The organism is Stenotrophomonas sp. STEN038, from assembly GCF_056759895.1.
The window spans coordinates 1-25,425 of the sequence record NZ_JBRRDW010000008.1 but is presented as its reverse complement, the minus strand read 5'-3'; the positions used below and the strand labels follow the sequence as shown (position 1 = coordinate 25,425).

Genomic DNA, 25,425 nt, shown 5'->3' with positions numbered 1-25,425 from the left:
CCTGAATAGCGGTGCTTAGCCTCTGGCGGGCTTTGTGCAGATGGAGTACAAATGTACTCCATGACTGACCTCAGCCCCCGCCGTGCTGCCATCCTTCGCTACATCCGTGACCAGGTGACTGGGCACGGGCAGGCGCCCTCGTTGGCCGAGATCGCGGCTGCCTGTGGGCTCGCATCGCGCGGGGCAGCTCGCAAGCATGTATTGGCCTTGAGCGAGGCTGGCCTGATCGAGGTGGCTGCGGGTCAGGCCCGCGGGATTCGCCCGGCGGGGCATATCCCACGGACGGAGCTGTTGCAGGTGCCCGTGCTTGGGCGGGTCGCGGCGGGTGCGCCGATCGGTGCTGACGCAGAGCTCGCCGACACCTTGGCACTGGACGAACGGCTGTTTGCCGCGCGCCCGGATTACCTGCTGCGCGTGCAAGGCGATTCGATGATCGACGACGGCATTTTCGACGGTGATCTGGTCGGGGTCCGGCGCAGCAGTGATGCGCGCAATGGACAGACGGTGGTGGCGCGGCTGGACGGTGAGTTGACCATCAAGCGGCTTTCGCGCAGTGGTACAAGGCTGCGGCTGCTGCCGCGCAACCCGGCCTATGCGCCGATTGAAGTGCAGCACGATCAGGACTTCGCCATCGAGGGCGTGTTCTGTGGTCTGGTCCGGCGCGGCTGATGGGCGCGGTTGTTGCCCTCGACAACCTGCTGCACGAACGCCGGGTCTGGCGTGGCCGGCCTGCGCCACTGCCGGCCAGCCGTCAGCCAACGGGCTATGCGCAATTGGACGATGTGCTGCCTACCGGTGGTTGGCCGGAGTCGGCGCTGAGCGAGATCCTGTTGCCGGCAGAAGGCGTGGGTGAGCTGCGGCTGCTGTGGCCTTCGTTGGCGCGTTTGACCCAGGCTGGCGAGCGCGTGGTGCTGGTGGCACCGCCACATATTCCCTATGCGCCGGCCTGGCAGGCGGCGGGTATCGACCTGCGCCAGTTGCAGGTGGTGCAGGCCAATGATCAACGTGATGCGCTGTGGGCTACTGAGCAATGCCTGCGTTCGGGCAGCTGCGGTGCCGTGCTGTGCTGGCCGCAGATGGCCGAGGACAAGGCCTTGCGACGGCTGCAGGTTGCTGCCGAATCAGGGCAGACGCTGGGTTTTGCCAGCCGGCCGTTGCAGGCGGCCAGAAATCCTTCGCCAGCTGCCTTGCGTATCGCCATCGACGCGCAGCCGGCGCAGCTGCGGGTGTTGAAGTGTCGTGGTGGCATGGTGCCGTCACGTCCGTTGCCTTTTGCCCGGGAGCAGTAAGCCATGCGCTGGGCCTGCATTCTATTGCCGCATCTGGCCATGGACGGCGTGCTGCGTGGCTGCGCCGAGCCGGACGCGGCGCGGGTTTTGATCAGTGGGCCCAGCCAGCGGCGGGTGCTGCATGCGGTCAATCCGGCGGCGGCGGCGCTGGGGCTGAAGGCAGGGCAATCGCTGGTGACGGCACAGGCATTGGCGACCGGGTTTGAAATACACCCCTACGAGCCTGACGCGCAGTCGGAGTGGCATCGGTTTCTTGCGGCCTGGGCCTATCAATTCAGTTCGCAGGTAAGCCTGCAGTATGCGCAGTCGCTGATCATCGAAATCGAGCACAGCCTGGCGCTGTTCGGGCCATGGCCGAAGTTCGAGGCGCGTCTGCGGCAGGAGCTGGACGCCTTGGGCTTCCGTCACCGCATCGCCTTGGCGCCCAATCCGGTGGCTGCACGCGCACTGGCCAATGCGCGTGATGGTTTGAGCGTGGATGAGGCTGGCTTGGCCGCATTGCTCGGGCAGCTGCCGGTGGCGCGTGCGGGGTTTGGTGCCAGTGCTTCGGCGGCATTCGCGCGCATGGGTATCCGCACCGTCAAACAGTTGCAGGGCCTGCCACGGGCAAGCATCAACCGGCGCTTTGCGCCGGATGTGCTGCGACAGCTGGATGCCTTGCTTGGCGAGCGCGCCTTCGTATTGCAGCCGTATCAGCCGCCGGATGTGTTCGAGCTGCGCATCGAACTCGGCTACGAGGTGGAATCCTCGCAGGCCCTGCTATTCCCGTTGCGGCGCCTGACCTCGGACCTTGCCGCATTTCTTGCCGGCCGCGACGGCAGCGTGCAGCGTTTTGCGCTGTTGCTGGAGCACGAGGATCGGCCGCCCACCACCTTGGAGATCGGCCTGCTGGCCGCGGAGCGCGATGCCAGCCTGTTGTTCGAGATTGCCCGCAGCCGTCTGGAGCAGGCCAAGATACCGGCGCCTGTGCGTCAGTTCGGCCTGCGCGCCGATCAGTTGCCGGCCTTTGTGCCAGAGCACCGCGAGCTGTTCGATACCCGTCCGCAGCAGAGCATGCCGTGGGAACAACTGCGCGAACGCCTGCGTGCCCGCCTTGGCGATCAATCCGTGCACGGCCTGCGCGTCCATGCCGACCACCGTCCGGAATATGCCTGGCGTGGCGAGGTTGCCCCAGCTGCAGGTTCAACAACCAACAGCTCGCCGTCGCCAGTACGTCCCGGTTGGTTGCTGCGCACGCCGCAGCCTTGGCCGGGAGCAAGCCCGGAGTTGCTGTCGGCGCCGGAACGGATCGAGAGTGGTTGGTGGGATGGTGATGACGTACGCCGTGATTACTACCGGGTCAGTACCCGCTTCGGCCAGCAGGCCTGGGCCTGGCGCGAGGTGGGCGGCGAGGGTGGCTTCATGCTGCAGGGCTGGTTCGCATGAATACCACTTATGCCGAACTGCATTGCCTGTCCGCTTTCAGTTTCCAGCGCGGCGCATCGACTGCGGATGAATTGTTCGCGCGGGCCAAGGCGCATGGTTACCAGGCACTGGCGATCACCGACGAATGCACGCTGGCCGGCATCGTGCGCGCCTGGCGCGCGTCCAGGGAAACCGGTTTGCAGTTGATTGTCGGCAGCGAAATTCAACTGGAAAACGGCGCCAAGCTGGTCCTGCTGGTGGAAGACTCCGCAGGCTACCAAGCGCTGTGCTGGCTGATAACCCAGGCAAGGCGGCGCGCGGAAAAGGGCGAGTACCGGCTGTTGGCCGAGGACCTGGCGGCGATTGATCGCAGCGGCCTGCTGGCCTTGTGGCTGCCTGCGGCACAACCAGAACCTGCCGAGGGCATGCAGTTGCGGGAATGGTTCCCGCAGCGCTGCTGGATTGCGGTGGAACTGCACCACGGTGCCGATGATGACGCGCGTCTGCAGCAGCTGCAGGTGCTGGGCGCACAGCTGCAGCTGCCATTGGTGGCCGCTAGCGACGTGCATATGCATGCGCGTGGACGCCGGGCATTGCAGGATGTGATGACGGCCATCCGCCACCGCGTCACCGTTGCCGAGGCCGGGCAGCGGTTGTTCGCCAACGGTGAGCGGCATCTGCGTCCGCTGCAGGCGTTGCAGGCGATCTATCCAGCCGAGTTGTTGCAGCAGACGCTGTGCATCGCCGAACGCTGCGCCGGGTTTGATCTGAAAGAAGCCGTCAACTATCTGTATCCCAGCGAGGTGGTGCCCGCCGGTTACACCGCGCAGTGCTGGCTGGCGGAGCTGGTGACGCGTGGTGCAGGCAAGCGTTGGCCGGATGGAACCCCGCCGCAGGCGCAGGCCTTGATCGAAAAGGAACTGGGCCTGATCGCCAAGAAAAAGTACGCCTCGTACTTCCTCACCGTGCATGATCTGGTGGCCTATGCACGCAGCATCGGCATCCTCTGCCAGGGCCGCGGGTCGGCCGCCAATTCGGTGGTGTGCTTCGTGCTTGGTATTACCGAGCTGGATCCTTCGCACAGCCATCTATTGTTTGAGCGCTTCATTTCGGACGACCGCGATGAGCCGCCGGATATCGACGTTGACTTCGAGCACGAACGACGCGAGGAAGTCATCCAGTACGTGTTTTCGCGCTATGGCCGTGAGCGCGCTGCCTTGGCTGCCGTCGCCACGCAATACGGCGGGCGTGGTGCCCTGCGTGATGTGGCGCGGGTACTGGGCATGCCCGGTGACGTGATCACCCAGCTGACTTCCTGCGTCGGCCATTGGTCGGACAGCATTCCAGAGGAGGAGCGCCTGCGCGAGCATGGTTTCGACCCGGATAGCCCGCTGCTGCGCCGCATCCTGATACTAGCCAATGAGTTGATCGACTTCCCACATTACCTGTCCCAGCATCCGGGCGGCTTCGTCATTTCCGAGCGCGCCCTGCACAGCATGGTGCCGGTGGAAAATGCGGCGATGGAGGCGCGCACCGTGATCCAGTGGGACAAGGATGATCTTGAAACGCTGGGCCTGATGAAAGTCGACGTATTGGCGCTGGGCATGCTCACTGCGGTGCGCCGTTGTTTCGATCTGATCGAGCGTTATCGCGGCCTGCATTTCACCTTGGCGACGATCCCTCAGGAAGACAAGAAAACCTACGCGATGATCAGTCGCGCCGATACCATCGGTGTGTTCCAGATCGAATCGCGTGCGCAGATGGCGATGCTGCCGCGGCTGCGGCCGCAGACGTTCTACGACCTGGTGGTTGAAGTGGCCATCGTCCGTCCTGGTCCTATCCAGGGCGACATGGTGCACCCGTATCTGCGCCGCCGTACCGGTGAGGAGTTGATCAACTATCCCTCCGAAGCCCTGAAGGAAGTGCTTAAACGTACGCTGGGCGTGCCGCTGTTCCAGGAACAGGTGATGCAGATCGCGATGGTGGCAGCGGGCTACAACGCCAGCGAAGCCGATGGTCTGCGTCGTTCGATGGCAGCTTGGAAGCGCCACGGCGGGCTGGAGCCGCATCGGTTGAAGCTCACCGAAGGCATGCTGGAGCGCGGCTATCCGCTGGCGTTCGCCGAGCGTATCTTCGAGCAGATCAAAGGTTTCGGCAGCTATGGTTTTCCGGAAAGCCATGCGGCCAGTTTCGCGTTGATCGCCTATGCCAGCAGCTGGTTGAAATGCCACCATCCTGCCGAGTTCACCTGTGCACTGCTCAACAGCCAGCCGATGGGTTTCTACAGCCCGGATCAGTTGTTGCAGGATGTGCGCCGGCACGGCGTAGCGACGCGGCCGCTGGATGTGCGTTACAGCGGATGGGAGTGCTCGCTGGAATGGGAGCGCGACAATGAGCGACTGGCGATCCGCCTGGGCTTTTGCCTGGTACGCGGCTTCAATGCCGAGGACGCATTGCGGATCGAACAGGCGAGGGCGCAGGCCGTGTTTGCCGATATCGCCGACCTGTGCCGGCGGGCCGATCTGGATGCGCGTGCAAGGGCCTTGCTGGCAGATGCAGGGGCGTTGCGCGGGATGGTCGGTAACCGGCATCGGGCGCGCTGGGCGATTGCCGGCGTCGAAGACCAGCGGCCGCTGTTCGATGATCAGCCGGCGACCGCCGAGGTTGATGTCGCCTTGCCGATGCCCAGCGTCGGCGAGGATATGAACGCGGACTACGCCTTGTTGGGAACCACGCTGGAGCTGCATCCACTGGCCCGCTTGCGGCGACAGCTGAGCGCGCGCCGCTGCCGCAGTTCCAAGGATCTGGAAAACATGCGCAGCACCGGCAATGTGCTGGTGGCCGGTCTGGTGCGCGGCCGGCAGCGGCCGGCAACCGCCAGCGGCGTCACCTTCATCACGCTGGAAGATGAGTTCGGCCAGATCAATGTGGTGGTTTGGCGGCAGCTGGCCGAGCGGCAGCGGCAGGTGTTCCTGGAATCACGGCTGCTGCAGGTCAGTGGACGGCTGGAAGCCGAAAACGGCGTGCGTCATCTGATCGCACGCCGCCTGGATGATCTGTCGCCGCTGTTGGGCAGCCTGGACGTACGCAGCCGCGACTTCCATTGAACCGGTGCGAAACACAGCGCAGGGGATATGTCCTGCGCTCAGTGCGGGATCACACCGCGTTGAAGCTGGCTGCCAAAGTCCCCACCACCAGCACCCAGCCATCCACCAACACGAACAGCAAGATCTTGAACGGTGCTGAGACCAGCATCGGTGACAGCATCATCATGCCCATCGACATCAGTACGCTGGATACGACCAGGTCGATGATGACGAACGGGATGAAGATCAGGAAGCCGATTTCAAACGCGGTCTTCAGTTCGCTGGTGACGAAGGAGGCAACCAGTACCGGGAACGGAATTGCATCCGGGCTGGCATACGGGCCTTGTCCGGCCAGGCCGGCAAAGGTCATCAGGTCGGTCTCGCGTACCTGCGCCAGCATGAAGGCGCGCAGTGGCGCGGTAGTCAGCTGCCAGGCGGTCTGGAAGTCGATCTTGCCATCGAGGTAAGGCGCCATGCCGGTGGACCACGACTTGTCCCAGACCGGCATCATGATCATCGCGGTCAGGAACAGGGCCAGACCAAGCAGGATCTGGTTGGACGGGGTCTGACCGGTGCCAAGTGCCTGCCGCAGCAGGCCGAGCACGATGATCACGCGGGTGAAGGCGGTGAGCACCAGCAGCATCGATGGCAGCAAGGTGATTGCCGTCATCAACAACAAGGTCTGCAACGGCAGGCTGACCGGCGCACCGCCGATCTTGCCGACGTTTACATCCGGCAGTGCCGGTACCTGCGGGCCGGGTGCGGCCCAGGCAAACAGCGGCAATGCCAGCATTGCCAACACGACCAGCAGCTGCCAAAACGTACGTGAGTTGAAGCCGTGTGAGTAAAAGCGTTGGCCCGACATCATCAGGGTTCCTTGCGCAGCTTCTGTGCCAGCAGCTGGGCGAAATTCGGTAATTGTTTGAGATTGGGCAGGGCCGGTGCGGGCGTCTGCGGCAGTGGCTCGGGCAGCTGGTGCAAGGTGCTGATGCCGCCGGCGGTAATGCCCAGCAGCAGCTGCTGGCCATTGACGTCGACCACCACCACGCGTTCCTTGGCGCCGACATTGATGCTGGCGACCACCTTCAAGCCTTCAGCCGGTCGGAAGCTACCGCCGGGCATGCGCTTGAGCAGCCAGCCCAGGCCGATGATCAGGCCCAGCACCAGCAGCAAGGTGAAGAAGGCGCCGAACAGGCCGGGCGCACTGGCCGCATGCTGGCCGACCGGCGCGGCTGCCTTGGCGGCCGGTGCGGCATAGGCGAGCAATGCGATCAACGCAGTCTCCGGATGCGCTCGCTGGGGCTGACCACATCGGTCAGGCGCACACCGAAGCGATCATTGATGACGACGACTTCGCCATGCGCGATCAGCGTGCCATTGACGAATACGTCCAGCGATTCGCCGGCACCGCGTTCCAGCTCCACCACCGAGCCCTGGTTGAGCTGCAGCAGGTTGCGGATTGGCAGGCGCGCGCGGCCTACTTCCAGCGACAAGGTCACCGGAACGTCGAGGATGACGTCCAGATCCAGATCGGTGCTGACGCCGTTGTCGGCCTGCAGGTTGCTGAACTGTGCCGGCGTAGCGGCGTTTTCAGCTTCGGGGGAGTGGTTGTCATTCATCGGTGTTTTCCTGAATCACGGGAACGCTGGGACGCTTTCCCGGAGGATGGGTTGCAGTGATCTTGATGGCGTTGCGTTCGTTGGACACACCAAACTCGCCGGTGAACACCGGGATGCCTTCCACGCACAGCGGCACCTGCTTGGGCATTTCGATCGGCAACACATCGCCGATCTTCAACCGGGTCAGCTCGCGCAGGCTCATCCGGCGCTTGGCCAGTACGCTGGACAGTTCGACTTCAGCAGTGTCCAGCTGCTCGCGCAGCATCACCGCCCAGCTCTCGTCGCGGTCGTTGCGGTCGCTCTGGATGCCGGCGTCGAGCAGTTCGCGGATCGGCTCCAGCATCGAGTACGGCAAGGTGATGTGGATGTCGCCGCCGCCGCTGTCGAGCTCGACATGGAAGCGGCTGACCACCACGTATTCGCGTGGGCTGACGATGTTGGCGAAGTGCGGGTTGATCTCGGAGTTGATGTAGTCGAAATCGACGTTCATCACCGGGCCCCAGGCTTCACGCAGGTCGGTGAAGGTCTGCTTCAGCAGCAGCTGGATCACGCGCATTTCGGTAGCGGTGAATTCGCGGCCTTCGATGCGGGTGGGGTAGCGCCCGTCACCACCAAAGAAGTTGTCGACGATGGCGAACACCAAGGTCGGTTCGAATACGATCAGTCCGGTACCACGCAAAGGTTTGAAGCGGATCAGGTTGAGGTTCGTCGGCACATACAGCGAATGCAGGTAGTCACCGAACTTGATCAACTCGATACCGCGTACCGACAACTCGGCCGAGCGCCGGATCAGGTTGAACAGGCCGATGCGCCACAAGCGCGCAAAGCGTTCATTGACCATTTCCAGGGTCGGCATGCGCCCACGGATGATGCGGTCCTGGCTGGCGAAGTCGTACGAGCGTGCTTCGCCAGGTGCCGCCGCTGGCTCGGCGGTGTTGACCGAGCCGGAATCGACGCCATGCAACAGGGCGTCGATCTCGTCTTGGGACAGCAGGTCGTTGATGCTCATCGTGGCGCCTTACTGGGTCACAAAGCTGGTGAACAACAAGTCGTCGACACTGTTCTGGCCGGTCTCGGCCTTCATCAGCTTCTTCACTTCGGCCAGCGCCGAGGCCTGCAGCTTTTCCTTGCCCGCGCGGTCGGCGATCTGCGCCGGCTCGACCTGCGAGAACAGCATCAATAATTTGGCGCGGATGGCCGGGGCATGGGTCTGCAGCGCGGTCAGTGCCAGCGGATCGCGGGTCATCAGCTGTACCTCGACCTGCAGGTAGCGTGGGCCATCGACCGGGCCGCTGAGGTTGACCACGAAGGCCGGGTCGAGCGCGAAGTACTGGGCAGGCGCCGGGGTCTTGGGCTTGGCTTCCTTGCTGGCTTCGGCGTGGTCCTTGCCCTGGGTGAAGTACCAGACCCCGCCACCGGCCGCGGCTGCGGCAAACACGGCGATCAGGGCGGGAACCAACAACGAGCGCTTCGGTTTGCTTGCCGCTTCCTTGGTGGGTTCAGCTTTGCGGTTTTTATCAGCGGCAACGGCCACGTGGAGCTCCTCAGGATTGCTGCCCAGTCAGATGCAAGGGCTGTGCCGGAGGAGGTGAAAGGGCCGATGGCGGGAATTTGACGCGGGGCCCGAGAGCTTGTGCCGCTGTAGGAGCGGCGTAAGCCGCGAAGCTGATGCCGGTTCTGCCGACGCATAAATGGCCTGCCAACGGACGGTAAACAGCCGATGGTGGCATCACCCTTTGGGCATGCCCCTGCAACCGATCAACCCATACAGCGGCCACAAGGCACTGCGTCTAGGCCGCGCTTCCACCGGTAAGGGCCGGGCTGGTCACATCAGTTCGCTTCTATCCTTTCTGGAATGCGGTGTGGCTGTGAATCGCGGTTACCTCGCTGTAGGAGCGGCGTAAGCCGAGAAGCTGGCGAACTGAAACACCATCAGCTTCGCGGCTTACGCCGCTCCTACAGCGGGTCATGCTCTACGTGTGCCTTCAGGCATACGCATCCAGCAGGCCGCGCATACGCAGGTTGTGTGGGGTGGTGACTGGGAGGTCGGTGCCTTCCAGTTGGCTGCCGGTTGCCAAACCGCTGCCAGTCTCGCCCTTTTCGCCCTGTTGCTGCGGCGTCGATTGCTGGCCCACATCGGCGTGGCTCAGCTGCAGGCCCTGCTCCCCCAGCATTTCACGCAGGCGCGGCAGGCTGCTTTCCAGGGTGTGGCGGACGTCGGCGTGGGCGCTGCTGAAACTGGCGTGGACGCGGTCGCCGTCCAGTTGCAGTTTGACGTCGATCTCGCCCATGTTTTCCGGGTTGATGCGGATGTGGGCGTGGCCGATCTTCTGCTCCGCCAGCCAGCCGACGCGGGCGCCGATGGCCTCGTCGAAGTCGCCGCCATTCAGATCCGGGGTTGGCGTGGGCGCGGTGATGCTGCTTGCCGGGGCGCTTGCGCGGACTTCCTGCAGGGCCTGGTTATGCAGCAAGGACGCAAACGTGGCGGGCGCCGGGGTATCGACATCGAGGTTGAGGCTGCTCGCATCGTCGTTCGCGGCCGCTGCGGCCAAGGGCAGGCTCAGCTCTGCGCTGGCCTCGTCAGCGCTGATGGTGGCCGGCTTGGCTGTGGCAGCAGCCGGAACAGTTGGCAGGGCAGGGAGCGCCGCCGCCGTGGGATTGGCTGGCGCGGCCTCATCCAGGTTCGCGGCCGCAAGGGCCGCTGGTGCCTTCGCTGCGGGCTCCGCTGGCTGGGCAACGATCGCCGACAAGCCAAACGGCGGCCACGGCGCGTCTTCCGCGGCGGTCTGCGTGTCGGGCTTGTCGTCGTTGCTGGTACTGCTGTCGGTAGCGGTGCTCTGCTCCGTTGTGGCTTCGCTGGAACTGTCTTCGCCGCGCGCTTCATTGGCGGGCTTGGCGTCCGTGCTGCCTTGCTTGCTGGCGGCAGGCTTCTGCGTGGCTGGCTTGCTGTTGAGCATTGAATCGAAGCCGTTGTCGCTGGACTTGTCGGTGCTGTTGCTGCGCGCGCCGTTGCTGCTGTCGATGGTGCTGGTGCCGCCGAGTGCGGAGGAAAGAACATTCACTGGCTTTCCCCTTCGGCGTCGCCTTCGGTCTTCTTCAGGCGCGCACGGCGGGCACCGATATCGTCCATCTCGCGCTGGTCGCGACGGTCAGCGACCTGCTTTTCCTGCGCGCGATAGCTGGCAGCCAGCTGTTCCAGCACGGCCTTGTCGCGGCTGGCCAGCAGCAGGCGGGCGCGTTCGGCATCAACACGTTCCTGGTTGCTGTCCACGGTCTTGCTCTGTGCTTCGACCGCGTTGTCGAGCCGATCGAGGAAGGCGCGGCGGTTGAGCAGCTGCGCGGCACTGGTAGTGGCCAGCTGCGCATTGGCGTACTCATCGGCGTACTGGCGCAACTCGGAAAGCCGCGATTGATGCATGTCCAAGGCTTGCTGGCGCTCGGCCAGGGCTTTGGCGACTTCATCTTCGCGGTCCTGCGCGTGGCGCAACAGCGGGTCCAGGCGACGGCTAGGGCTCATGCGGGCGTCTCACTATCTACCAGTTGGTGCAATGCACTGAGGCTGTGGCTCAGGTCGGCGGCGTTGTGCACGTCCTGGCCAAGGAATTCCATGATCTCCGGCCACCGATCCAGTGCTTCGTCGGTGAGCGGGTCGTTGCCGCGCTGATAGGCACCGATGGCGATCAGGTCGCGGTTGGCGGTGTAGGCCGACACCAGCTGCTTGAGCTTGCGGATACGCGCGCGCCAGACGTCGTCGGCGATGTCCTGGACGACGCGGCTGACCGAGGATTCAACGTCGATGGCTGGGTACAGGCCGCTGTCGGCAACGCGCCGCGACAGCAGGATGTGGCCGTCAAGAATGGCGCGGGCGGCGTCGGCGATCGGGTCCTGCGGATCGTCGCCTTCGGTGAGCACGGTGTAGAAGGCGGTGATCGAGCCGCGGCCTTTGGCGCCGTTGCCGGCGCGTTCGACCAAGGCTGGCAGTTTGGCGAATACCGACGGCGGGTAGCCACGGGTGGTTGGCGGCTCGCCGACGGACAGGCCGATCTCACGCTGCGCCTGGGCGAAGCGGGTCAGCGAGTCCATCAACAGCAGCACGTTCAAGCCCTGGTCGCGGAACCATTCTGCGATGGCGGTGGCACGGTAGGCGCCGTGCAGACGGGCAAGCGGTGGCCGGTCGGCCGGGCTGGCGACGACCACCGCGCGGCGCAGGCCTTCCTCGCCCAGCGTGGATTCGACAAAGTCACGCACTTCGCGGCCACGCTCACCGATCAGCCCAACCACGATCACATCGGCGGCGGTGAAGCGGGTCATCATGCCCAACAGCGTCGATTTGCCGACGCCGGAGCCGGCAAACAGGCCCACACGCTGGCCGCGGCCAATCGGCAGCAGCGAATTGATCGCGCGTACGCCGACATCCAGCGGCTGGGTGATGGGTTCGCGTGCCAGCGGGTTGATCGACACACCGGCCATGCTGACCACGCCTTCAGCGCGGATCGGGCCCTTGCCGTCCAGCGGAATGCCATCGGAATCGATGACGCGGCCAAGCAGGCCTTCGCCGACCTCGACACCGCCACGGCGATAGGAGGGCACGACGCGGGCGTTGGGCAGCAGGCCATGCAGTTCGGCGCTGGGCATCAGATAGGTGCGGTCGCCGGAGAAGCCGACGACTTCGGCATCAACCCAGCCGCCGTCGATGATCTCGACCTTGCAGCTGGCGCCCATCGGCGCTTCGCAGCCAACCGCTTCAAGGGTGAGGCCGACGGCACGACGAAGAATGCCTTCGCGAACCAGACCGTGGCCGCCGCCGGCGTCCAGCGAGATGCCATCCAGGCGCGCGGCCAGACGCAGATTGCGGGCGGCAGCCCAGTCGGCGGGAGCGGGGGAGGGCGAGGGCGCAGGATTCATTGGGTAGCTCCGGCACGGCGCAGCACGGTGGCCAGCGCAGCGCGCAGGCGCGCATCCAGGGTGCCGTCGACACGCACAGCCTCTGCGTGCACGCGCAGGTCGCCACGGCTGAGACTATGGTCGGGTACCAGACGCTGCCCGGCGGGCAGGGTCAGCAGATTGCTGATTGCGGCGATGTCATCCGGGTGCAGGCGCACTTCGACATCGCGGTGGGTACCGCTGACCGTGTCCAGCGCCTCATCGATCAGATCCTTCAGCAGCGATGGATCGGCCTCGTAGGCGCGGCTGATCAAGGCGCCGGCAATGCGCACAGACAGTTCGCCGAGTGCGCCAACCACTTCATTCTCCAGTCGCACCAAGGGCCGGCTGAAGTTGTCGAGGATGCCCTCGATCTGCGCGGTCAGGCGGCGTACTTCGGCCTGGCCCTGCGCATAGCCTTCGGCGTGGCCTTGCTGGAAACCTTCTTCCTGCGCGGCATCGCGGATGGCCTGGATCTCTTCCAAAGTCGGCGGTTGCAACGGCGGCGGCGCAGGTTCGGCAACGATGGTTTCCAGCGACGCAAGGTCGAAATCCTCGGTCACCGGCAGGCCTGCCGGTGCGTTCAGATCCGGGGCGTGCCAGCGCACGGCGTTGATCACAGCATGGCCTCCGCTGCGCCGCCCAAGGTAATGGTGCCTTCATCGCCCATGCGTTTGACGATGGCTAGGATCTCGCGCTGTGCGCCTTCGACGTCGGACAGGCGCACCGGGCCGCGTGCTTCCATGTCTTCGAGCAGGATCTCGGCGGCGCGCTGCGACATGTTGCGGGTGATCTTGTCGCGCACCTTGATATCGGCGCCGCGCAGGGCCAAGCCCAGGCGCTCGCCGCTGACTTCGCGCAGTACCAGCTGCATTTCGCGGTCGTCCAGGTCCACCAGGTCGTCGAACACGAACATCAGGTCCTGGATGCGGCTGCCCAGCGGCGAATCGATACGGGCAATTTCGGTGAGGATGGCCTGGTCCTGGCCGCCGTCCATGAAGTTGAGGATGTTGGCAGCACACTGCACGCCACCGATGTTCGACGACTTCAGGTTCTGGTTGCCGGCGAACTGGCGTTCCATGATCTCGTTCAGTTCGTTCAGTGCATTCGGCGGAATGCCGTCGAGGGTGGCGATACGCAGCAGCACGTCGACGCGGGTGCGCTCGGGCAGCAGTTTCAGCGCTTCGGCGGCCTGATCGGTTTCCAGGTGGGCCATGACGATGGCAATGATCTGCGGGTGCTCGTTGCGGACCAGATCGGCGACTGCGCGCGGGTCCATCCACTTCAGGGCATCCAGGCCAGTGGTATTGCGGCCGAGCAGGATGCGGTCGATCAGGTTGCTTGCTTTCTCATTGCCCAGGGCCTGCACCAGCATGTTGCGGATGTAGTCGTCCGAGCCGACGCTCAAGGAGGTCTTGTTGCCCAGCTCGGCGCCAAAGTCGTCCATCACCTTCTGCACCTGCTCACGGGTGACATCGGTGAGGGTGGCCATGGCGATGCCGATCTTCTGCACTTCCTTCGGTTCCATGTGACGCAGTACTTCAGCCGCGTCGGTTTCGCCGAGCGACAGCAGCAGTACGGCGGCACGTTGCACGCCGGTCATCGGCATTGCATCAGTCATTTGACACCCATCCCTTCACTACCTGGGCAACCCGCTTGGAGTCGGTCTTCACTGCTTCGCGGGCCATGCGCAGGCGTTCTTCGTAAGCGTCTACCGGCAGTGCCAGTGCTGGCTTGCCATCAAGGTGCAGGCGGTCAGCGGCAAGCGCCGGCATCTCGGTGCCGTCATCCAGTACCTGGACGTCTGCACTGAGCGGATCTTCCGGACCCGACAATGCCTTGGGGGTGCCGGTGATCTGACGCAGCGCCGGGCGCAGTACGCCGAACAGCAGGGCCAGCACCACAATGGCGCCAAGCACCAGGCGCAGCGCATCACGCACCTGCGGGTTCTCCCACCACTTGGGCGCTTCCACCGGGATGGATTCACGCACGAACGGTGCATTCATCACCGACACCGTGTCGCCGCGTTCGGCATTGAAGCCGACGGCCTGCTTGACCAGTGCTTCGACGCGGGTCAGTTCGGCGGCGCTGAGCGGCTGGTCGGTCTGCTTGCCGTTGGCACCGGCACGCGGCACATGGTCCACCAGAACCGCAACCGATACACGGTTGACCCGGCCCGGCGGCTGGCGGGTGTGCTGCAGGGTGCGGTCCAGCTCGTAGTTGCGGGTGGCGTTCTTGGAGGTTTCGGTCGGCGTGGCCGCGGTAGCCGGCGGTGCTGCTGCGGCGCCAGGCGGGGTGTTGCTGGTGGCGCCGGGAATGCCCTGCGGGCCGGCGGTGGCGCTGCTGTTCTCGCTGATCTGCTCGCTGCGTACCTTCTGCGGCTCACCGTTGAACAGCTCGCGGGCTTCCTCGGTGACCGAGAAATCCATGTCGACGCTGACTTCCGGATTGACCCGGCCGGCACCGGTCATCGGCTCCAGCAGCTCGCGGATGCGCTGGTTGTAGGAACCTTCCAGACGCCGCACCTGGTCGAACTGCGCAGCATTGAGCGCGGCTTCGCTGTTGGGGTCGGCGATGGTGAGCATGCGGCCGCTCTGGTCGACGACGGTCACGCGCTCGGGCGCCAGGTCGGGGATGCTGGAGGCCACCATGTGCACGATGGCATCCACCTGGTTGCGTTCCAGCTGCTGGCCACCGCGCAGTTCCAGCACCACCGAGGCGCTGGCGACGTCGCGCTGGCGGGTAAAGGCGCTGGGCTTGGGAATGGCCAGGTGCACGCGCGCGTCGCGGACCGGACGCAGGCTGCTGATGGTACGCACCAGCTCGGTTTCCAGCGCGTGCTGGTAGCGTGCGGTTTCGACGAACTGGCTGACGCCGAAGCCGGGATCGCGCTCCATCATTTCAAAGCCGAGGCGGCCGCTTTCGGTCAGGCCGGAGCCGGCCAGCTTCAGGCGCGCATCATGCACGTTCTTTTCCGGCACGCTGATGGCGCCGGTGGTGGCGTCCAGCTCAAACGGAATCTGCGCCGAACGCAGCAGGTCGGTGGCCTCGGCCGTCGCCTTCTGGTCCAGCCCGGTGTACAGCGGCATCATCTGTGGCTTCTGCGCCCAGAAGAACACGAACAAGCCAGCCGCGACCGCAACCGCGATCATTGCCATCAAGCCCAGGCGACGGGTGATCTGCATGCTCTGCAGACGGTCGAACCAGGCGCCAGCCCGTTCCGGATTCAGTGATTCTCTGGACAGCGCGAGTGCCATGCGTGCGGATCCTTACAGCGGCATGTTCATCACGTCCTGGTAAGCCTGGACGAGACGGTTACGGACTTCCACGGTGGCGCGGAACGCCAGCGAGGACTGTTGGGAGGCGACCATGACCTTGGCAAGGTCGGCATTGGCATCGCCACGCTCGAATGCGGCAGCCAACTGCCCTGACTTCTGTTGGGCTTCGTTGACGCCCTGGATGGCACCCTGCAAGGCCTGGCTGAACGAAGGGGCTGTAACGGCATTGCCTTCGGCCAACCCCTGGATCGCGTTGCTGCGCGGCACATCACCGATTGGCGCGGTTTGCGCCACCTGGTTCTGCAGCGTGCGGATCTGGGAGAGAACAGAGGTGATGGAGTGGGACATCGTGCGGGGTTCCGGGCAACGTGTGGGGGAGCTGCTGGAACAGTTGCAAGTTGCATGCCGGAACCGTGAAGGCCTTGATGTTGGTGAATGCGCCGGATTTCTGTCGGGCCTGGGATGCCGACCGCGACGATTTGCCGGAGTCGTGTTGGCCCAAACGAAGACGGCCGCCAGAGAACCGGCGGCCGTGATGCGAGGTGCGTAGCCTGGGGATGTACAGCGCGTGGGGGAGCTGAGGGCTTATCCGACTCTCGACCAGACATCCCTGGGTTGCATCGCCTGCCTGGATCAGGTCAGCTGCTGGCTTCGGCGGAGTCGCGCTCGATGCCGTATTTGCGCAGCTTTTCCACGAGGGTGGTGCGGCGAAGGCCGAGCAGCTGGGCGGCATGCGCAACCACGCCCTGGGTACGCTCCAATGCTTCATTGATCAGAGTCAGCTCGATGCTGGCCATGTGATCACGCAGGTCCATGCCTTCGCTGGGCAGTTGCTTGCCAGTCTCCGGCGCAGTGATCCTGCTGATCAAGCCGCTGGGCTGGCTGGCAGGTTGTGCCGGTGCTGCAGCCAGTTTGCCAAGCAGCATAGGCCGCTCGTCGTCGCTGCTTGCTGCTGCAGCCAGGTTCGCCTGGTCACCGCGGTAGCGGCTGGGCAGATCCTGCACGCGTACAGTACCGCCGGGATGCAGTACGGCCAGGCGTTCGACCAGATTGGTCAGCTCGCGCACATTGCCTGGCCATGCGTAGCTTGCGAGCGCCTGCAGTGCTTCCGGAGCAAAGCGGACTTCACCACGGCCCGTACGGGCGAGCTGGGTGGCGATGGTCTCCACCAGTACCGGAAGATCGCTGGCGCGCTCACGCAGTGCCGGTACTTCGATCGGGAACACATTGAGGCGATAGAACAGGTCCTCGCGGAACTTGCCATCGGCGATGCGTGATTCCAGATCGCGGTGGGTAGCGGCGATGACCCGCACGTTGCAGCGGATGGTCTGGTTGCCGCCAACGCGCTCAAAGCTGCGCTCCTGCAGCACGCGCAGCAGCTTTACCTGCATCGGCAGGCTCATGTCGCCGATTTCATCCAGCAGCAGCGTGCCGCCTTCGGCCATTTCAAAGCGGCCCTTGCGTGCACTCAGCGCACCGGTGAAGGCGCCTTTTTCGTGGCCGAACAACTCGCTTTCCAGCAGATCCGGCGGAATCGCACCGCAGTTGATGGCGATGAACGGACCGTCGCGTCGCGGCGAGCGCTGGTGGATGGCACGTGAGACTACTTCCTTGCCGGTGCCGGATTCGCCCAGCACCAACACGGTGGTATCGAAATTGGAGACCTGCTCGATCAACTGGCGCAGTTCGGTAACGGCCGGGCTGTGGCCGGTTGGGCCGCTGTCGCCGGCGTTGTCGGCCTGGTGTTCGGCGTCCAATCGCTTCAGGCTGGCGCGACGTAGCAGCGTCTCCATCTGCGCGTGGCGCATCGGCTGTTCCAGCGGCCAGACATTGGCTTCGTGCAGGCCGTAGTGGCGCGAGAACGCCAGCGGATCACCCTCGGCGAGCAAGACCGGCGGCGGCAGCGAAGTCCCGGCCAGCCAAGTAAAAAAGCCGGCTGCACGGTCGGCATCTTCAAGCGCGCCAACCACCACCGCCATCCAGTCATTGCTGCGATGACGGCTGACGTCGATGTCCTGCGCTTCGCTGACCCAGCGTGGGTTGAAGTCCATGAATTCGAGCAAGGCCAATGTGCGCTCGGCGCGCATGCCGTCGGCGTCGATCACCAGAATGCGTGATTCACTCATCTTCTTGTACCTTGAGTCCTTCCAGAATCGGCATCACTTCCTGGATATAGGACAGCTTGCTGACAAAATTATCGGCACCGGCGCGCAGTGCGTGTTCGCGGTGCTCGGCATCATCGAAGTGACTGGCGATCACGATGTATGGCGGCTGGTCCTGGGTCTTGATCAGGCGCGTGGCCTGCAGGCCGCCCATTTCCGGCATGGCCAGATCCATCAGCACGACCTGCGGGCGCAGGGTTTCGGAGCGCTCGATCGCTTCGAGCCCATTGGCTGCGCTGCCGACTACTTCCAGCCAGTCGATCTTGCGGAAATGACGCATGGCAGCGTTGATGAAGCCTTCATGGTCGTCGACCAGTACTACGGTGAGCTTGTTCATGGGAATCCTTGGTCTCAGCCCACACGGGCCGGCTGGGGCTTGCTGCTCTGGCGGCGACGTTCGCGGGCCGGGGCGATATCAAGCTGTTCGCGGTATTTTGCGACGGTCCGGCGTGCAATGTTCACCCCTTGGCGCGACAACAAGCCGGCGATGGCCTCGTCGGCCAGCGGGCGGGCCTCCGGTTCGGCATCGATCAGGCGCTTGACCATGGCCTTGACGGCCTGCCCGGAAACGCTGGCGCCTTCCAGGCGTACGGCGAAGAAGTGCTTCAGTTCAAAGGTGCCGCGCGGGGTCTGCAGGTACTTGCCGGAGGTGATCCGCGAGACGGTGGATTCGTGCATGCCGATCAGATCGGCCACTTCCTTCAGGGTCAGCGGCGCCATGCACTCGTCACCATTGACGAGGAAGGCAGCCTGGCGCTCGACGATGACCCGTGCGGTGCGCAGCAGGGTGTCGTAGCGCATCGACAGGCCGCGGGTCAGCCAGCGCGCTTCCTGCAGCATCTCGCGCAGGGGCTGGGCGGCTTCACCGCTGCTGTCGGCGACAACCCGCTCGTAGCTGCTGTTGATGGCCAGGCGCGGGGTGGTGGCCGGATTCAGCGCTACCCGCCATTGGCCGTCAGCGTGCCAGGCGACCACGTCCGGGATAACGCTCAGTTCCTGCTGTGGCAGAAGAGTCTCGCCTGGGCGTGGCTGCAGTGACAGGACCAGACGGAAGGCTTCCTGCACGTCCTCGACGTCGGCATCCAGGGCGCGGGCCAAGGCCGGGTAGTCGTGGTTGGCCAGCAGCTGCATGTCGGCGTCGAGCAGGCGGCGCGCCAGATGGCGAGCCGGGACCTTGCCGGGCAGGGCGGTGAGCTGGGCCAGCAGGCATTCACGCAGGTCGACGGCGGCCATGCCGGCCGGCTCGCCGTGCAGCAGGCGCTGGCGCAGGGCTTCGATATCGGAGCTGCTGCGGTCCAGGCGGGCGCTGGCCAGCTGGGTCAACTGGGCCAGCGGGGCCTGCAGGTAGCCGGCTTCATCGCAGTGGTCCAGCCAGAAGCTGACCACGGCCAGGTCGGTATCGTCCAGCTCATAAGCAAGTGCGTTGAGGATGCGCAGCTGCGGGTCGGTCGACTCGCCGGCCGCGACGCGTGCCATGCGATCTTCGTCGTCGGCGTTCCAGCTGGCGCCGGGCACGTCCCACAGATTGCTTTCGGGCAGTTCATCGAACGCAGCGGTTTCAGTCTGCGCAACATCGGCATCGGTCGCTGCCGGCGCGTCCTCTGCCAGCTCCTGCAGCTCCAGCAGCGGGTTGCTCTCCAGCGCCTGGCGGACCTCCAGTTCCAGCTGCATGCCGTTGAGCTGCAGCAAGCGGATCGATTGCAGCAAGGCAGGCGTGAGATGGAGTTGCTGGCCCAGCTGGGCTGAGAGTGTGGCTTTCATGCGTTTCCCCGTTGCGGCCAGTGGATGGCTGCGTTGTGGAACGCATCTTGCGTGCTTCATGTCGGGGCGGTAATAGGTGTTGGCCCGATAGCTGTCAAAGTTCGCCCTACGCGATGTAGGTGATTCCCTTACGCGGCGTCGAATAATTGGCGCACTGGATCTGCTTTATTTCTGCAAGTAATTGATTTGTATAGCTTGAGCCGTGTCGGCGACGGCTTTCCGATTTCGTGACGCAGCTTCGCTTTGACTGGCGTGCCGGCGTCAAGAAAGGTCGTTTTCATGGCGCAGCGCCAGCAGAAGCAGGTCGTTGGCGCGGCGGCAGCCCAGCGACTCCATCATTCGTGCCCGATGGGTTTCGACGGTCTTGATGCTGATGCCGAGGTCAGCGGCGATTTCCTTGGTGGTCTGGCCGGTGCCCAGGCGTCGCAGTATCTGCTTCTGGCGTGGCGACAACGCGCCAATGCCGGTCGCGCGTTCCTTGCCGATCAGCGGCGCGAGCATCTTTGCTGAAATATGCGGGCTCAGGAATATCTGGCCAGCATGGGCGGCGCGCAATGCCAGTTCCAGTTCGGCCGGTGCTGCATCCTTGACCAGAAAGCCGACGGCACCGCGATCCAGTGCGTCACGCACATGTGCGGCGTCATCGTGCATCGACATCATCACCGCACGTGCGTGCGGCAGCCGCTGGCGGATATCGGTCAAGGCTTCGAGCCCGGAGCGGCCGGGCAGGGACAGGTCGAGCAGGATCAGGTCCGGCACATGAAACAGTGCCATTTCCAATGCCTGCTCGGCATTGCTGGCTTCGGCCACCACCTGGATACCGTCAAATGTCTGTAGCAGCCGGGTGAGCCCAGCACGAACCAAGGTGTGGTCGTCGACAATAAGAACGCGCACAGGAGACCGGGTCATAACGGAAGGCTGCACCTTAGCGGAGCGGCGAGGCAGGCGCCAGAGCACAAAGTGGGAATAGGCTCACCGGTTGCGGCGGCTGTCAGCAATCTGCTTGCGATGCAGTCGGAACAAATGGCGTTCCACCGCTGCAAGCAACGCATCATTCTGCGTATCCAGGCGCAGCCATAGCTGCCCTCCCTGCGCTGTATCCGCTTCGGCCAGGACCACGACAGGCAGTTCAATCGCGTCGGGAAGCCATTCGGCCGGTTGCAGGCAGACGACGCCAGCGGTACCGGCCACGAAGCCGCCCAACTGCTCGCGCTGCAGGCGCAGGCCATGCCGCGACCAGCGTAACGGAGTGGCTGGCGCAGACGGTGCCTCGCGCTGCAGCAGGCGGCCCAGCAGTACCAGGGTCAGATCCAGGCGTGCTTCCAGCCGCTGCAGTTGCAGGCTGTTGTCGTTGCGCTCGTCGCCGTCGTCCACATTGCGGGCATCCTCGACCAGGGCGATGCTGCGCAGGAGCATCTCGGCACTGCCCGGGCGCTTTACCTTGGCACCGGCCTCGAACACCACTGGCAGTGACAGTTCACAACTGAGGGTGTCGTCGAACAGCTCGGTTTCTGCAGGGTGAGCGATGCCAGTGGGATTCATGCCAGGGTTCCAGCCTGCTGATAGGCGCTGGCTGCGCGGGTGGATTGACGCTCGGCGCGCAGGTGCATGGCGGCCTGGTCGCGTAGCTCCCGCATCCGTGCGGTCACGCTGTGCTGCTGTTCCAGCAACGTCTGCAGGGCATCGGCGCTTCCGCCTGTGCCGTTTTCCTGGATGTAGCTGCGCAGACGCTCATCGTGGGCAGCGACAATCTTCTCGGCACCGTCATGATCTTCCGCCTCGATTGCATTCTTCAGGGCATCGAGATCGGCGTGCAGGGCATCAAGTATCGCGCTGGCGATGTTGGCCATCAGCGTGCTCCAGCTGCGGCAGACGTGCTGCGTTGGTCGGAGGGGATGGCGTTCCAGGCAGATTCGATCTCACTGAGCAGGGAGAGTGATTCCTGCAGGGCGGCAACGTCGTTATTGAGGTTGGCTTCGGTCAAGCGCTGCACGATGTAGTCGTAGAGCGCGGAAAGGTTGCCTGCAACTTCACCGCCGGCGACATGGTCGAGCGAACCGTTGAGCTGGCCAACGATGGCGCAGGCTTCGCCGATTGCCTTGCCCTTCAATGCCTGGTCGCCCTTGGCAAGGAAGGCCTCGGCACGCCGCATGCGCTCGCTGGCGCCTTCCAGAAGCAGGGAGACCAGCTTGTGGGGGTCGGCATCCACTACCCGGGTTGAAACGCCGATCTGGCGGTATTGCTCGGCGAAATTGCGGCTGGGACCGTACATGTACTCAATCTCCTGGTATTCGTGCAGTGATGGCAACGACTGCCGATACATCATGTGTGTGGCGTGATCTGCTATCGGCCATCAATGCGTATGACTTGAGCCCGTCCTGGGCTATCAGCCCGACATCGCCGAAAGCTGCTGCGAAAGATAACTGCTGGTGCCCTGCATCTGTGACACCAGCTTGTCCATCGCAGTGAACTGGGCGGTGTAGCGTGCCGACACCTTTTCCATGCGTGCGTCGAGGTCGTCGAGCTGCTTGCCGAGTTTCTTGATTTCCTTGTTGAGCGCGTCGGTACGCTGCACCAAGGTGCCGGTACCGCTGTCCAGGTTGCTCTTGAGGATGCTGTTCATACCTTCATACAGCTTGCCGCTCTTGCCAACCAAAGCCTCGGCGGCAGCGGGATTCTTGGCCATCGCCTTGTCGAAGACACTGGCATCCAATGACAGGGTGCCATCCTTGGTGATGGTCAGCCCCAGTTCCTTGAGATCGATGACATTGGCGCTGAGCTGGCCGCGCAGCTGTTGCTGCAGACCGCGCACCATCGAATCGCCCGTCAGTACCGATGCCTGGTCCTTCTCGGCGTCATAGGCGCTGGAGGTCTTGAGCAGGCTGGTGGAGGCGTTGTAGGCGGTAACGAAGGCCTGCACCGCCGATTTCAGTGGTTCATTGTTCTGGGTGATGGTCAACGGGGTGGTGGTGCCAACCTCGGCCTTGGTCAGGTCCAAGGTCACGCCAGCGATGATGTCGCTGATGCTGTTGCTGCTGGATTCACGGTCAAACCCGTCCACGCGTACGTGCGCGTTGGTGGCAGCGCTGATCTGTGACATGCCACCGCTGCTGCCATCCCAGGCCAGCGCGGAAAGGCCGCCATTGCCACCGCTGGCAGTGACCGTCAACTTACCGTCGGTGCCGGCATTGACGGCATTGAGTACCAGGTGCTGGCCATCGTTGGCGGTGATGACGGTGGCATTGACGCCTTTGCCACCGGCTGCACTATTGATGGCGGCGGCGATGCTGGTCAGGTTACTGCCCGGAGCGATATCGACCGAAATGGAATCCTTCTCGCCCCAAGCGATCGACAGCTTGCCGTCGCCCACCACGGCTTCAGCGTCAAACGCGCCGGAGCTGAGCTTCTGCGGCTGCGCCAGGCTGAGCACTTCGATGTTGTACGTACCTGCCGCGGCCAAGGTCTTGCCAGTAGAGGGGTCGGTGACGATGGTCGCTGAGAAGCCACTTTTCTCCGGTACGGAGGTTTTATAGGCGCGCAGATCGGCAGCTTTGCCCATGGCGTCCATCGCCGTCTGCAAGCTGCTCAACGAGCTCTTGATGTTGCCCAGCGCGGAGAGTTTGGCGGTGGCCGTGGTTCCCTGGTTGTTGATGCGGTTGGCAGCAGGTGCGCGTTCAGCTGCAACCAACTGCTTGACGATGGTAGGAATGTCCAAGCCGGAGCCAATGGTGGACAGGGAAGACGTAGCCATGGATGTTCCTCTTTCAGCGAGGGGGTGAAGCTGCAACCGCCACCCCGGATATCGGCACGCGGCGGCATAGCTTTAGCTGCGTGGCTCCGCAGGCATCTGCAAGCGGCGTGCCAGTGCCTGCCGGCGCGCACAGCGCAGTTCACGGCGGGGGAGAGGCGGACCCTTGGCGGCGCTGAATGGTGTTGCCAAGGCGTCGGCTTCGACGCCGTAATCCAGGCGCTGGCATTGCAGTGCTTCCATAACGCACAAGCCCCGCCATTGCTGGCGGGGCTTGTGCCACGCCAGCGTTATCACGCCGACGTGGAGGGTGTTGCTTGCTGGATCAGCGCAGCAGGCTCAGCACGTTCTGGCTGGTCTGGTTGGCCTGGGCCAGCATGGCGGTACCGGCCTGCTGCAGGATCTGCGTGCGGGTCAGCTCTGCCGTTTCCTTGGCGTAGTCGGTGTCACGAATACGGCTGCGGGCCGAAGACATGTTTTCCGACGAGGTGTTCAGGTTGGCAACCACCGAGGTGAAGCGGTTCTGCACGGCACCCAGATCGGCACGTGCCGAGTTGATGGTGCTCAGGGCCGCGTCCATTGCGTTCAGCGCGTTGTCGGCGCCGGCGGTGGTGGAGATGTCCAGATCGGCGAAGCCGGTTGCCGAAGCACCTGCGGCCCAGTTGGTGGTGGTTGCAGCGGTCAGGCCGGTCTGCGCGGTCAGCGTGGTGCCGCCGCCGGCAACGGTGAACTGGCCCGAGGCCGAAGCCAGCTGCAGCTTGCCAGCGCTGTCCAGCGACGCGGAAACGCCGGTGTTGTAGCTCTGGTTGTTGATGGCCTTGACCAGGTCGGTGGCGCGCTGGGCACCGCTGCCGGCTGCGCCGTAGCTGATGGTGGCCGTGCCCTTGCTGCCGGTCAGGGTGAAGTTGCCGGCGGTGAAGTCAGCCGGGGTGCCGCCGGTTTCCGTCTGGGCGGTTACGGTGGCGGTCAGGCCGCCGGTCACCGAGATGGCTGCAGTGTTGGTGTTGCTCAGGGTTACGTTGTTGGTTGCTACCGTGGCGGTGACGCCGGCGACGCTGGTACCAATGGCAGCCTGCACGGCAGTAGCGAGGCCTGCAGCCGTCGTACGTCCGGCGTCGGCAGCGACGTTGATGGTGGTGCTGCCGATCTGGAAGGACAGTGCATCGGTGCTGGTCAGGCCGCTCAGGTCCAGCGTGCCGGTACCTGCCGTCGGGGTGCCGGCCACATAGCCACCGGTGGCGGCTGCAGCAGAAGCGGTAGCGGCGGTGTCGACCTTGTTCCAGTTGCCCAGGTCCTTGATGTTGGCGTTGGCGATCTGGGCGATGTCGATGGTCTGGCCCTGGTCGGCGCCGATCTGGAAGGACTGTGCCTGGAAGCTGCCGTCCAGCAGGGTGGTGCCGTTGAAGTTGGTCTGCTCGGCGACGCGCTGGATTTCTGCCTTCAGCAGCTGCACTTCGGCGTTCAGGGCTTCACGGTCGGAAGGCGAGTTGGTGGCGTTGCGCGACTGCACCGACAGCTCACGGATACGCTGCAGGTTGTTGCCGATTTCGGTCAACGCGCCTTCGGCGGTCTGCGCCATCGAGATGCCGTCGTTGGCGTTGCGGGCAGCCTGGTCCATACCGCGGATCTGGGTGCTGAAACGCTCGGAGATCGCCAGACCGGCGGCATCGTCCTTGGCGCTGTTGATGCGCAGGCCCGAAGACAGGCGCTGGATCGAGGTGGCCAGGCTGGAGCCGCTGGTGCCCAGGTTGCGCTGAGCATTGAGCGACATGATGTTGGTGTTGATGACTTGTGCCATGATTCGAGCTTCCTATGTGGCGTTGGGTCCGGCACATCACCTGGCCGGTACTGGGTGCAGTGGGCGGGGGTAAGAAGAGCCTTAGCACCGCTGCTGATACCAATAACGGCAGCTTTTCCGGCAGCTTTAGCGCCTTGCTGCAAGTGATGCCAAAACCACAAAACACACAAGCCCCGGGAAACCGGGGCTTGTGTGTTTTTGGCGTTGAATGGATGCCGAACCGTGCTCGGCAGCATCAGCATCCATGTAGTGGGGGGGGGGGGGGGGGGGGGGGGGGGGGGGGGGGGGCGGGGGGCGGCGGGGCGGGGGCGGGCGGGGGGCGGCCGGGGGGGGCGGGGGGGGGGGGGGGGGGGGGGG

The 25,425-nt window shown here is 64.3% G+C and carries 26 protein-coding genes; 4 read left to right on the top strand and 22 right to left on the bottom strand.

From position 1 onward, the window contains the following. Window positions 1-60 precede the first annotated feature (60 nt). From lexA to ACVOLS_RS04940, 4 genes are read left to right on the top strand one after another with little or no spacing between them, the layout of a single operon-like run. Entirely contained in the window at window positions 61-669 is a 609-nt protein-coding gene (gene lexA, locus ACVOLS_RS04955; protein ID WP_481544715.1) for a transcriptional repressor LexA, read from the top strand. Then, window positions 669-1,289 carry a translesion DNA synthesis-associated protein ImuA gene (imuA, locus tag ACVOLS_RS04950; protein ID WP_481544714.1) on the top strand — a complete coding sequence of 207 codons (621 nt, stop codon included), beginning with the start codon at window positions 669-671 and terminating at the stop codon, window positions 1,287-1,289. Before lexA ends, imuA begins: the two co-directional genes overlap by 1 nt. Before the next feature lie 3 nt (window positions 1,290-1,292). After that, complete coding sequence (locus ACVOLS_RS04945; RefSeq protein ID WP_481544713.1) at window positions 1,293-2,714, top strand: Y-family DNA polymerase; 1,422 nt, start codon at window positions 1,293-1,295, stop codon at window positions 2,712-2,714. Beyond that, on the top strand, window positions 2,711-5,800 hold the full coding sequence (locus ACVOLS_RS04940) for an error-prone DNA polymerase (RefSeq protein WP_481544712.1): 3,090 nt from the start codon (window positions 2,711-2,713) through the stop codon (window positions 5,798-5,800). The genes ACVOLS_RS04945 and ACVOLS_RS04940 overlap by 4 nt, the downstream gene beginning before the upstream one ends. Window positions 5,801-5,849: 49 nt before the next feature. On the opposite strand, the gene fliP is transcribed toward ACVOLS_RS04940, so the two are convergent. From fliP to ACVOLS_RS04830, 22 genes are all read right to left on the bottom strand, one after another. Continuing rightward, the gene (fliP, locus tag ACVOLS_RS04935; protein ID WP_481544774.1) at window positions 5,850-6,572 is read right to left on the bottom strand and encodes a flagellar type III secretion system pore protein FliP; all 723 of its coding nucleotides are present in this window, start codon (window positions 6,570-6,572) and stop codon (window positions 5,850-5,852) included. Window positions 6,573-6,646: 74 nt separating this feature from the next. Then, window positions 6,647-7,054: a flagellar biosynthetic protein FliO gene (gene fliO / locus ACVOLS_RS04930; RefSeq protein WP_481544711.1), complete on the bottom strand. Its 408-nt coding sequence runs from the start codon at window positions 7,052-7,054 to the stop codon at window positions 6,647-6,649. After that, window positions 7,051-7,398, bottom strand: coding sequence for a flagellar motor switch protein FliN (fliN, locus tag ACVOLS_RS04925; RefSeq protein WP_481544710.1), 348 nt, complete (start codon window positions 7,396-7,398; stop codon window positions 7,051-7,053). The genes fliO and fliN overlap by 4 nt, the downstream gene beginning before the upstream one ends. Continuing rightward, window positions 7,391-8,407, bottom strand: coding sequence for a flagellar motor switch protein FliM (gene fliM / locus ACVOLS_RS04920; protein WP_481544709.1), 1,017 nt, complete (start codon window positions 8,405-8,407; stop codon window positions 7,391-7,393). The genes fliN and fliM overlap by 8 nt, the downstream gene beginning before the upstream one ends. Window positions 8,408-8,416: 9 nt before the next feature. Further along, window positions 8,417-8,932 (bottom strand): flagellar basal body-associated FliL family protein, encoded by a 516-nt coding sequence (locus ACVOLS_RS04915; protein ID WP_481544708.1) that lies wholly within the window; start codon window positions 8,930-8,932, stop codon window positions 8,417-8,419. A 451-nt stretch (window positions 8,933-9,383) separates the two neighbouring features. After that, a complete protein-coding gene (locus ACVOLS_RS04910; protein WP_481544707.1) occupies window positions 9,384-10,460 on the bottom strand; it encodes a flagellar hook-length control protein FliK in 1,077 nt (358 codons plus the stop codon). Beyond that, a complete protein-coding gene (gene fliJ / locus ACVOLS_RS04905; RefSeq protein ID WP_481544706.1) occupies window positions 10,457-10,915 on the bottom strand; it encodes a flagellar export protein FliJ in 459 nt (152 codons plus the stop codon). The genes ACVOLS_RS04910 and fliJ overlap by 4 nt, the downstream gene beginning before the upstream one ends. Continuing rightward, window positions 10,912-12,303: a flagellar protein export ATPase FliI gene (gene fliI, locus ACVOLS_RS04900; protein ID WP_481544705.1), complete on the bottom strand. Its 1,392-nt coding sequence runs from the start codon at window positions 12,301-12,303 to the stop codon at window positions 10,912-10,914. The genes fliJ and fliI overlap by 4 nt, the downstream gene beginning before the upstream one ends. After that, entirely contained in the window at window positions 12,300-12,941 is a 642-nt protein-coding gene (locus tag ACVOLS_RS04895) for a FliH/SctL family protein (RefSeq protein ID WP_481544704.1), read from the bottom strand. Before ACVOLS_RS04895 ends, fliI begins: the two co-directional genes overlap by 4 nt. Next, a complete protein-coding gene (gene fliG, locus ACVOLS_RS04890) occupies window positions 12,938-13,924 on the bottom strand; it encodes a flagellar motor switch protein FliG (RefSeq protein WP_057628133.1) in 987 nt (328 codons plus the stop codon). The genes ACVOLS_RS04895 and fliG overlap by 4 nt, the downstream gene beginning before the upstream one ends. Window positions 13,925-13,934: 10 nt before the next feature. Beyond that, a complete protein-coding gene (fliF, locus tag ACVOLS_RS04885; RefSeq protein ID WP_481544703.1) occupies window positions 13,935-15,578 on the bottom strand; it encodes a flagellar basal-body MS-ring/collar protein FliF in 1,644 nt (547 codons plus the stop codon). Between the two features lie 12 nt (window positions 15,579-15,590). Continuing rightward, window positions 15,591-15,947: a flagellar hook-basal body complex protein FliE gene (gene fliE, locus ACVOLS_RS04880; protein ID WP_481544702.1), complete on the bottom strand. Its 357-nt coding sequence runs from the start codon at window positions 15,945-15,947 to the stop codon at window positions 15,591-15,593. Window positions 15,948-16,237: 290 nt separating this feature from the next. Next, window positions 16,238-17,725, bottom strand: coding sequence for a sigma-54 dependent transcriptional regulator (locus tag ACVOLS_RS04875; protein ID WP_481544701.1), 1,488 nt, complete (start codon window positions 17,723-17,725; stop codon window positions 16,238-16,240). Continuing rightward, window positions 17,718-18,098 (bottom strand): response regulator, encoded by a 381-nt coding sequence (locus ACVOLS_RS04870; RefSeq protein ID WP_313172108.1) that lies wholly within the window; start codon window positions 18,096-18,098, stop codon window positions 17,718-17,720. The genes ACVOLS_RS04875 and ACVOLS_RS04870 overlap by 8 nt, the downstream gene beginning before the upstream one ends. Before the next feature lie 14 nt (window positions 18,099-18,112). Further along, window positions 18,113-19,522: an RNA polymerase factor sigma-54 gene (gene rpoN, locus ACVOLS_RS04865; protein ID WP_481544700.1), complete on the bottom strand. Its 1,410-nt coding sequence runs from the start codon at window positions 19,520-19,522 to the stop codon at window positions 18,113-18,115. A 261-nt stretch (window positions 19,523-19,783) separates the two neighbouring features. Beyond that, window positions 19,784-20,416, bottom strand: a complete 633-nt coding sequence (locus ACVOLS_RS04860) for a response regulator (protein WP_481544773.1) — start codon at window positions 20,414-20,416, stop codon at window positions 19,784-19,786. 78 nt (window positions 20,417-20,494) lie between these two features. Continuing rightward, window positions 20,495-21,064 carry a PilZ domain-containing protein gene (locus ACVOLS_RS04855; RefSeq protein WP_481544699.1) on the bottom strand — a complete coding sequence of 190 codons (570 nt, stop codon included), beginning with the start codon at window positions 21,062-21,064 and terminating at the stop codon, window positions 20,495-20,497. Further along, entirely contained in the window at window positions 21,061-21,372 is a 312-nt protein-coding gene (locus ACVOLS_RS04850) for a hypothetical protein (RefSeq protein WP_481544698.1), read from the bottom strand. The genes ACVOLS_RS04855 and ACVOLS_RS04850 overlap by 4 nt, the downstream gene beginning before the upstream one ends. Then, window positions 21,372-21,794 carry a flagellar export chaperone FliS gene (gene fliS / locus ACVOLS_RS04845; RefSeq protein ID WP_481544697.1) on the bottom strand — a complete coding sequence of 141 codons (423 nt, stop codon included), beginning with the start codon at window positions 21,792-21,794 and terminating at the stop codon, window positions 21,372-21,374. Before fliS ends, ACVOLS_RS04850 begins: the two co-directional genes overlap by 1 nt. A gap of 114 nt (window positions 21,795-21,908) precedes the next feature. Next, window positions 21,909-23,273, bottom strand: coding sequence for a flagellar filament capping protein FliD (gene fliD / locus ACVOLS_RS04840; RefSeq protein ID WP_481535032.1), 1,365 nt, complete (start codon window positions 23,271-23,273; stop codon window positions 21,909-21,911). Window positions 23,274-23,345: 72 nt separating this feature from the next. Continuing rightward, window positions 23,346-23,513, bottom strand: a complete 168-nt coding sequence (locus ACVOLS_RS04835; RefSeq protein ID WP_481544696.1) for a hypothetical protein — start codon at window positions 23,511-23,513, stop codon at window positions 23,346-23,348. Window positions 23,514-23,595: 82 nt separating this feature from the next. Beyond that, window positions 23,596-25,068 (bottom strand): flagellin N-terminal helical domain-containing protein, encoded by a 1,473-nt coding sequence (locus ACVOLS_RS04830; RefSeq protein WP_282272097.1) that lies wholly within the window; start codon window positions 25,066-25,068, stop codon window positions 23,596-23,598. Window positions 25,069-25,425: the final 357 nt, after the last annotated feature.

Bases quoted from the DNA above. Each gene is read 5' to 3' on its own strand.
- lexA (WP_481544715.1), top strand. From the start codon at position 61: ATGACTGACCTCAGCCCCCGCCGTGCTGCCATCCTTCGCTACATCCGT.
- imuA (WP_481544714.1), top strand. From the start codon at position 669: ATGGGCGCGGTTGTTGCCCTCGACAACCTGCTGCACGAACGCCGGGTC.
- ACVOLS_RS04945 (WP_481544713.1), top strand. From the start codon at position 1,293: ATGCGCTGGGCCTGCATTCTATTGCCGCATCTGGCCATGGACGGCGTG.
- ACVOLS_RS04940 (WP_481544712.1), top strand. From the start codon at position 2,711: ATGAATACCACTTATGCCGAACTGCATTGCCTGTCCGCTTTCAGTTTC.
- fliP (WP_481544774.1), bottom strand. From the start codon at position 6,572: ATGCTGGCATTGCCGCTGTTTGCCTGGGCCGCACCCGGCCCGCAGGTA.
- fliN (WP_481544710.1), bottom strand. From the start codon at position 7,398: ATGAATGACAACCACTCCCCCGAAGCTGAAAACGCCGCTACGCCGGCA.
- fliM (WP_481544709.1), bottom strand. From the start codon at position 8,407: ATGAGCATCAACGACCTGCTGTCCCAAGACGAGATCGACGCCCTGTTG.
- fliJ (WP_481544706.1), bottom strand. From the start codon at position 10,915: ATGAGCCCTAGCCGTCGCCTGGACCCGCTGTTGCGCCACGCGCAGGAC.
- fliI (WP_481544705.1), bottom strand. From the start codon at position 12,303: ATGAATCCTGCGCCCTCGCCCTCCCCCGCTCCCGCCGACTGGGCTGCC.
- fliG (WP_057628133.1), bottom strand. From the start codon at position 13,924: ATGACCGGCGTGCAACGTGCCGCCGTACTGCTGCTGTCGCTCGGCGAA.
- fliF (WP_481544703.1), bottom strand. From the start codon at position 15,578: ATGGCACTCGCGCTGTCCAGAGAATCACTGAATCCGGAACGGGCTGGC.
- fliE (WP_481544702.1), bottom strand. From the start codon at position 15,947: ATGTCCCACTCCATCACCTCTGTTCTCTCCCAGATCCGCACGCTGCAG.
- ACVOLS_RS04875 (WP_481544701.1), bottom strand. From the start codon at position 17,725: ATGAGTGAATCACGCATTCTGGTGATCGACGCCGACGGCATGCGCGCC.
- ACVOLS_RS04870 (WP_313172108.1), bottom strand. From the start codon at position 18,098: ATGAACAAGCTCACCGTAGTACTGGTCGACGACCATGAAGGCTTCATC.
- rpoN (WP_481544700.1), bottom strand. From the start codon at position 19,522: ATGAAAGCCACACTCTCAGCCCAGCTGGGCCAGCAACTCCATCTCACG.
- ACVOLS_RS04855 (WP_481544699.1), bottom strand. From the start codon at position 21,064: ATGAATCCCACTGGCATCGCTCACCCTGCAGAAACCGAGCTGTTCGAC.
- ACVOLS_RS04850 (WP_481544698.1), bottom strand. From the start codon at position 21,372: ATGGCCAACATCGCCAGCGCGATACTTGATGCCCTGCACGCCGATCTC.
- fliS (WP_481544697.1), bottom strand. From the start codon at position 21,794: ATGTACGGTCCCAGCCGCAATTTCGCCGAGCAATACCGCCAGATCGGC.
- fliD (WP_481535032.1), bottom strand. From the start codon at position 23,273: ATGGCTACGTCTTCCCTGTCCACCATTGGCTCCGGCTTGGACATTCCT.
- ACVOLS_RS04835 (WP_481544696.1), bottom strand. From the start codon at position 23,513: ATGGAAGCACTGCAATGCCAGCGCCTGGATTACGGCGTCGAAGCCGAC.
- ACVOLS_RS04830 (WP_282272097.1), bottom strand. From the start codon at position 25,068: ATGGCACAAGTCATCAACACCAACATCATGTCGCTCAATGCTCAGCGC.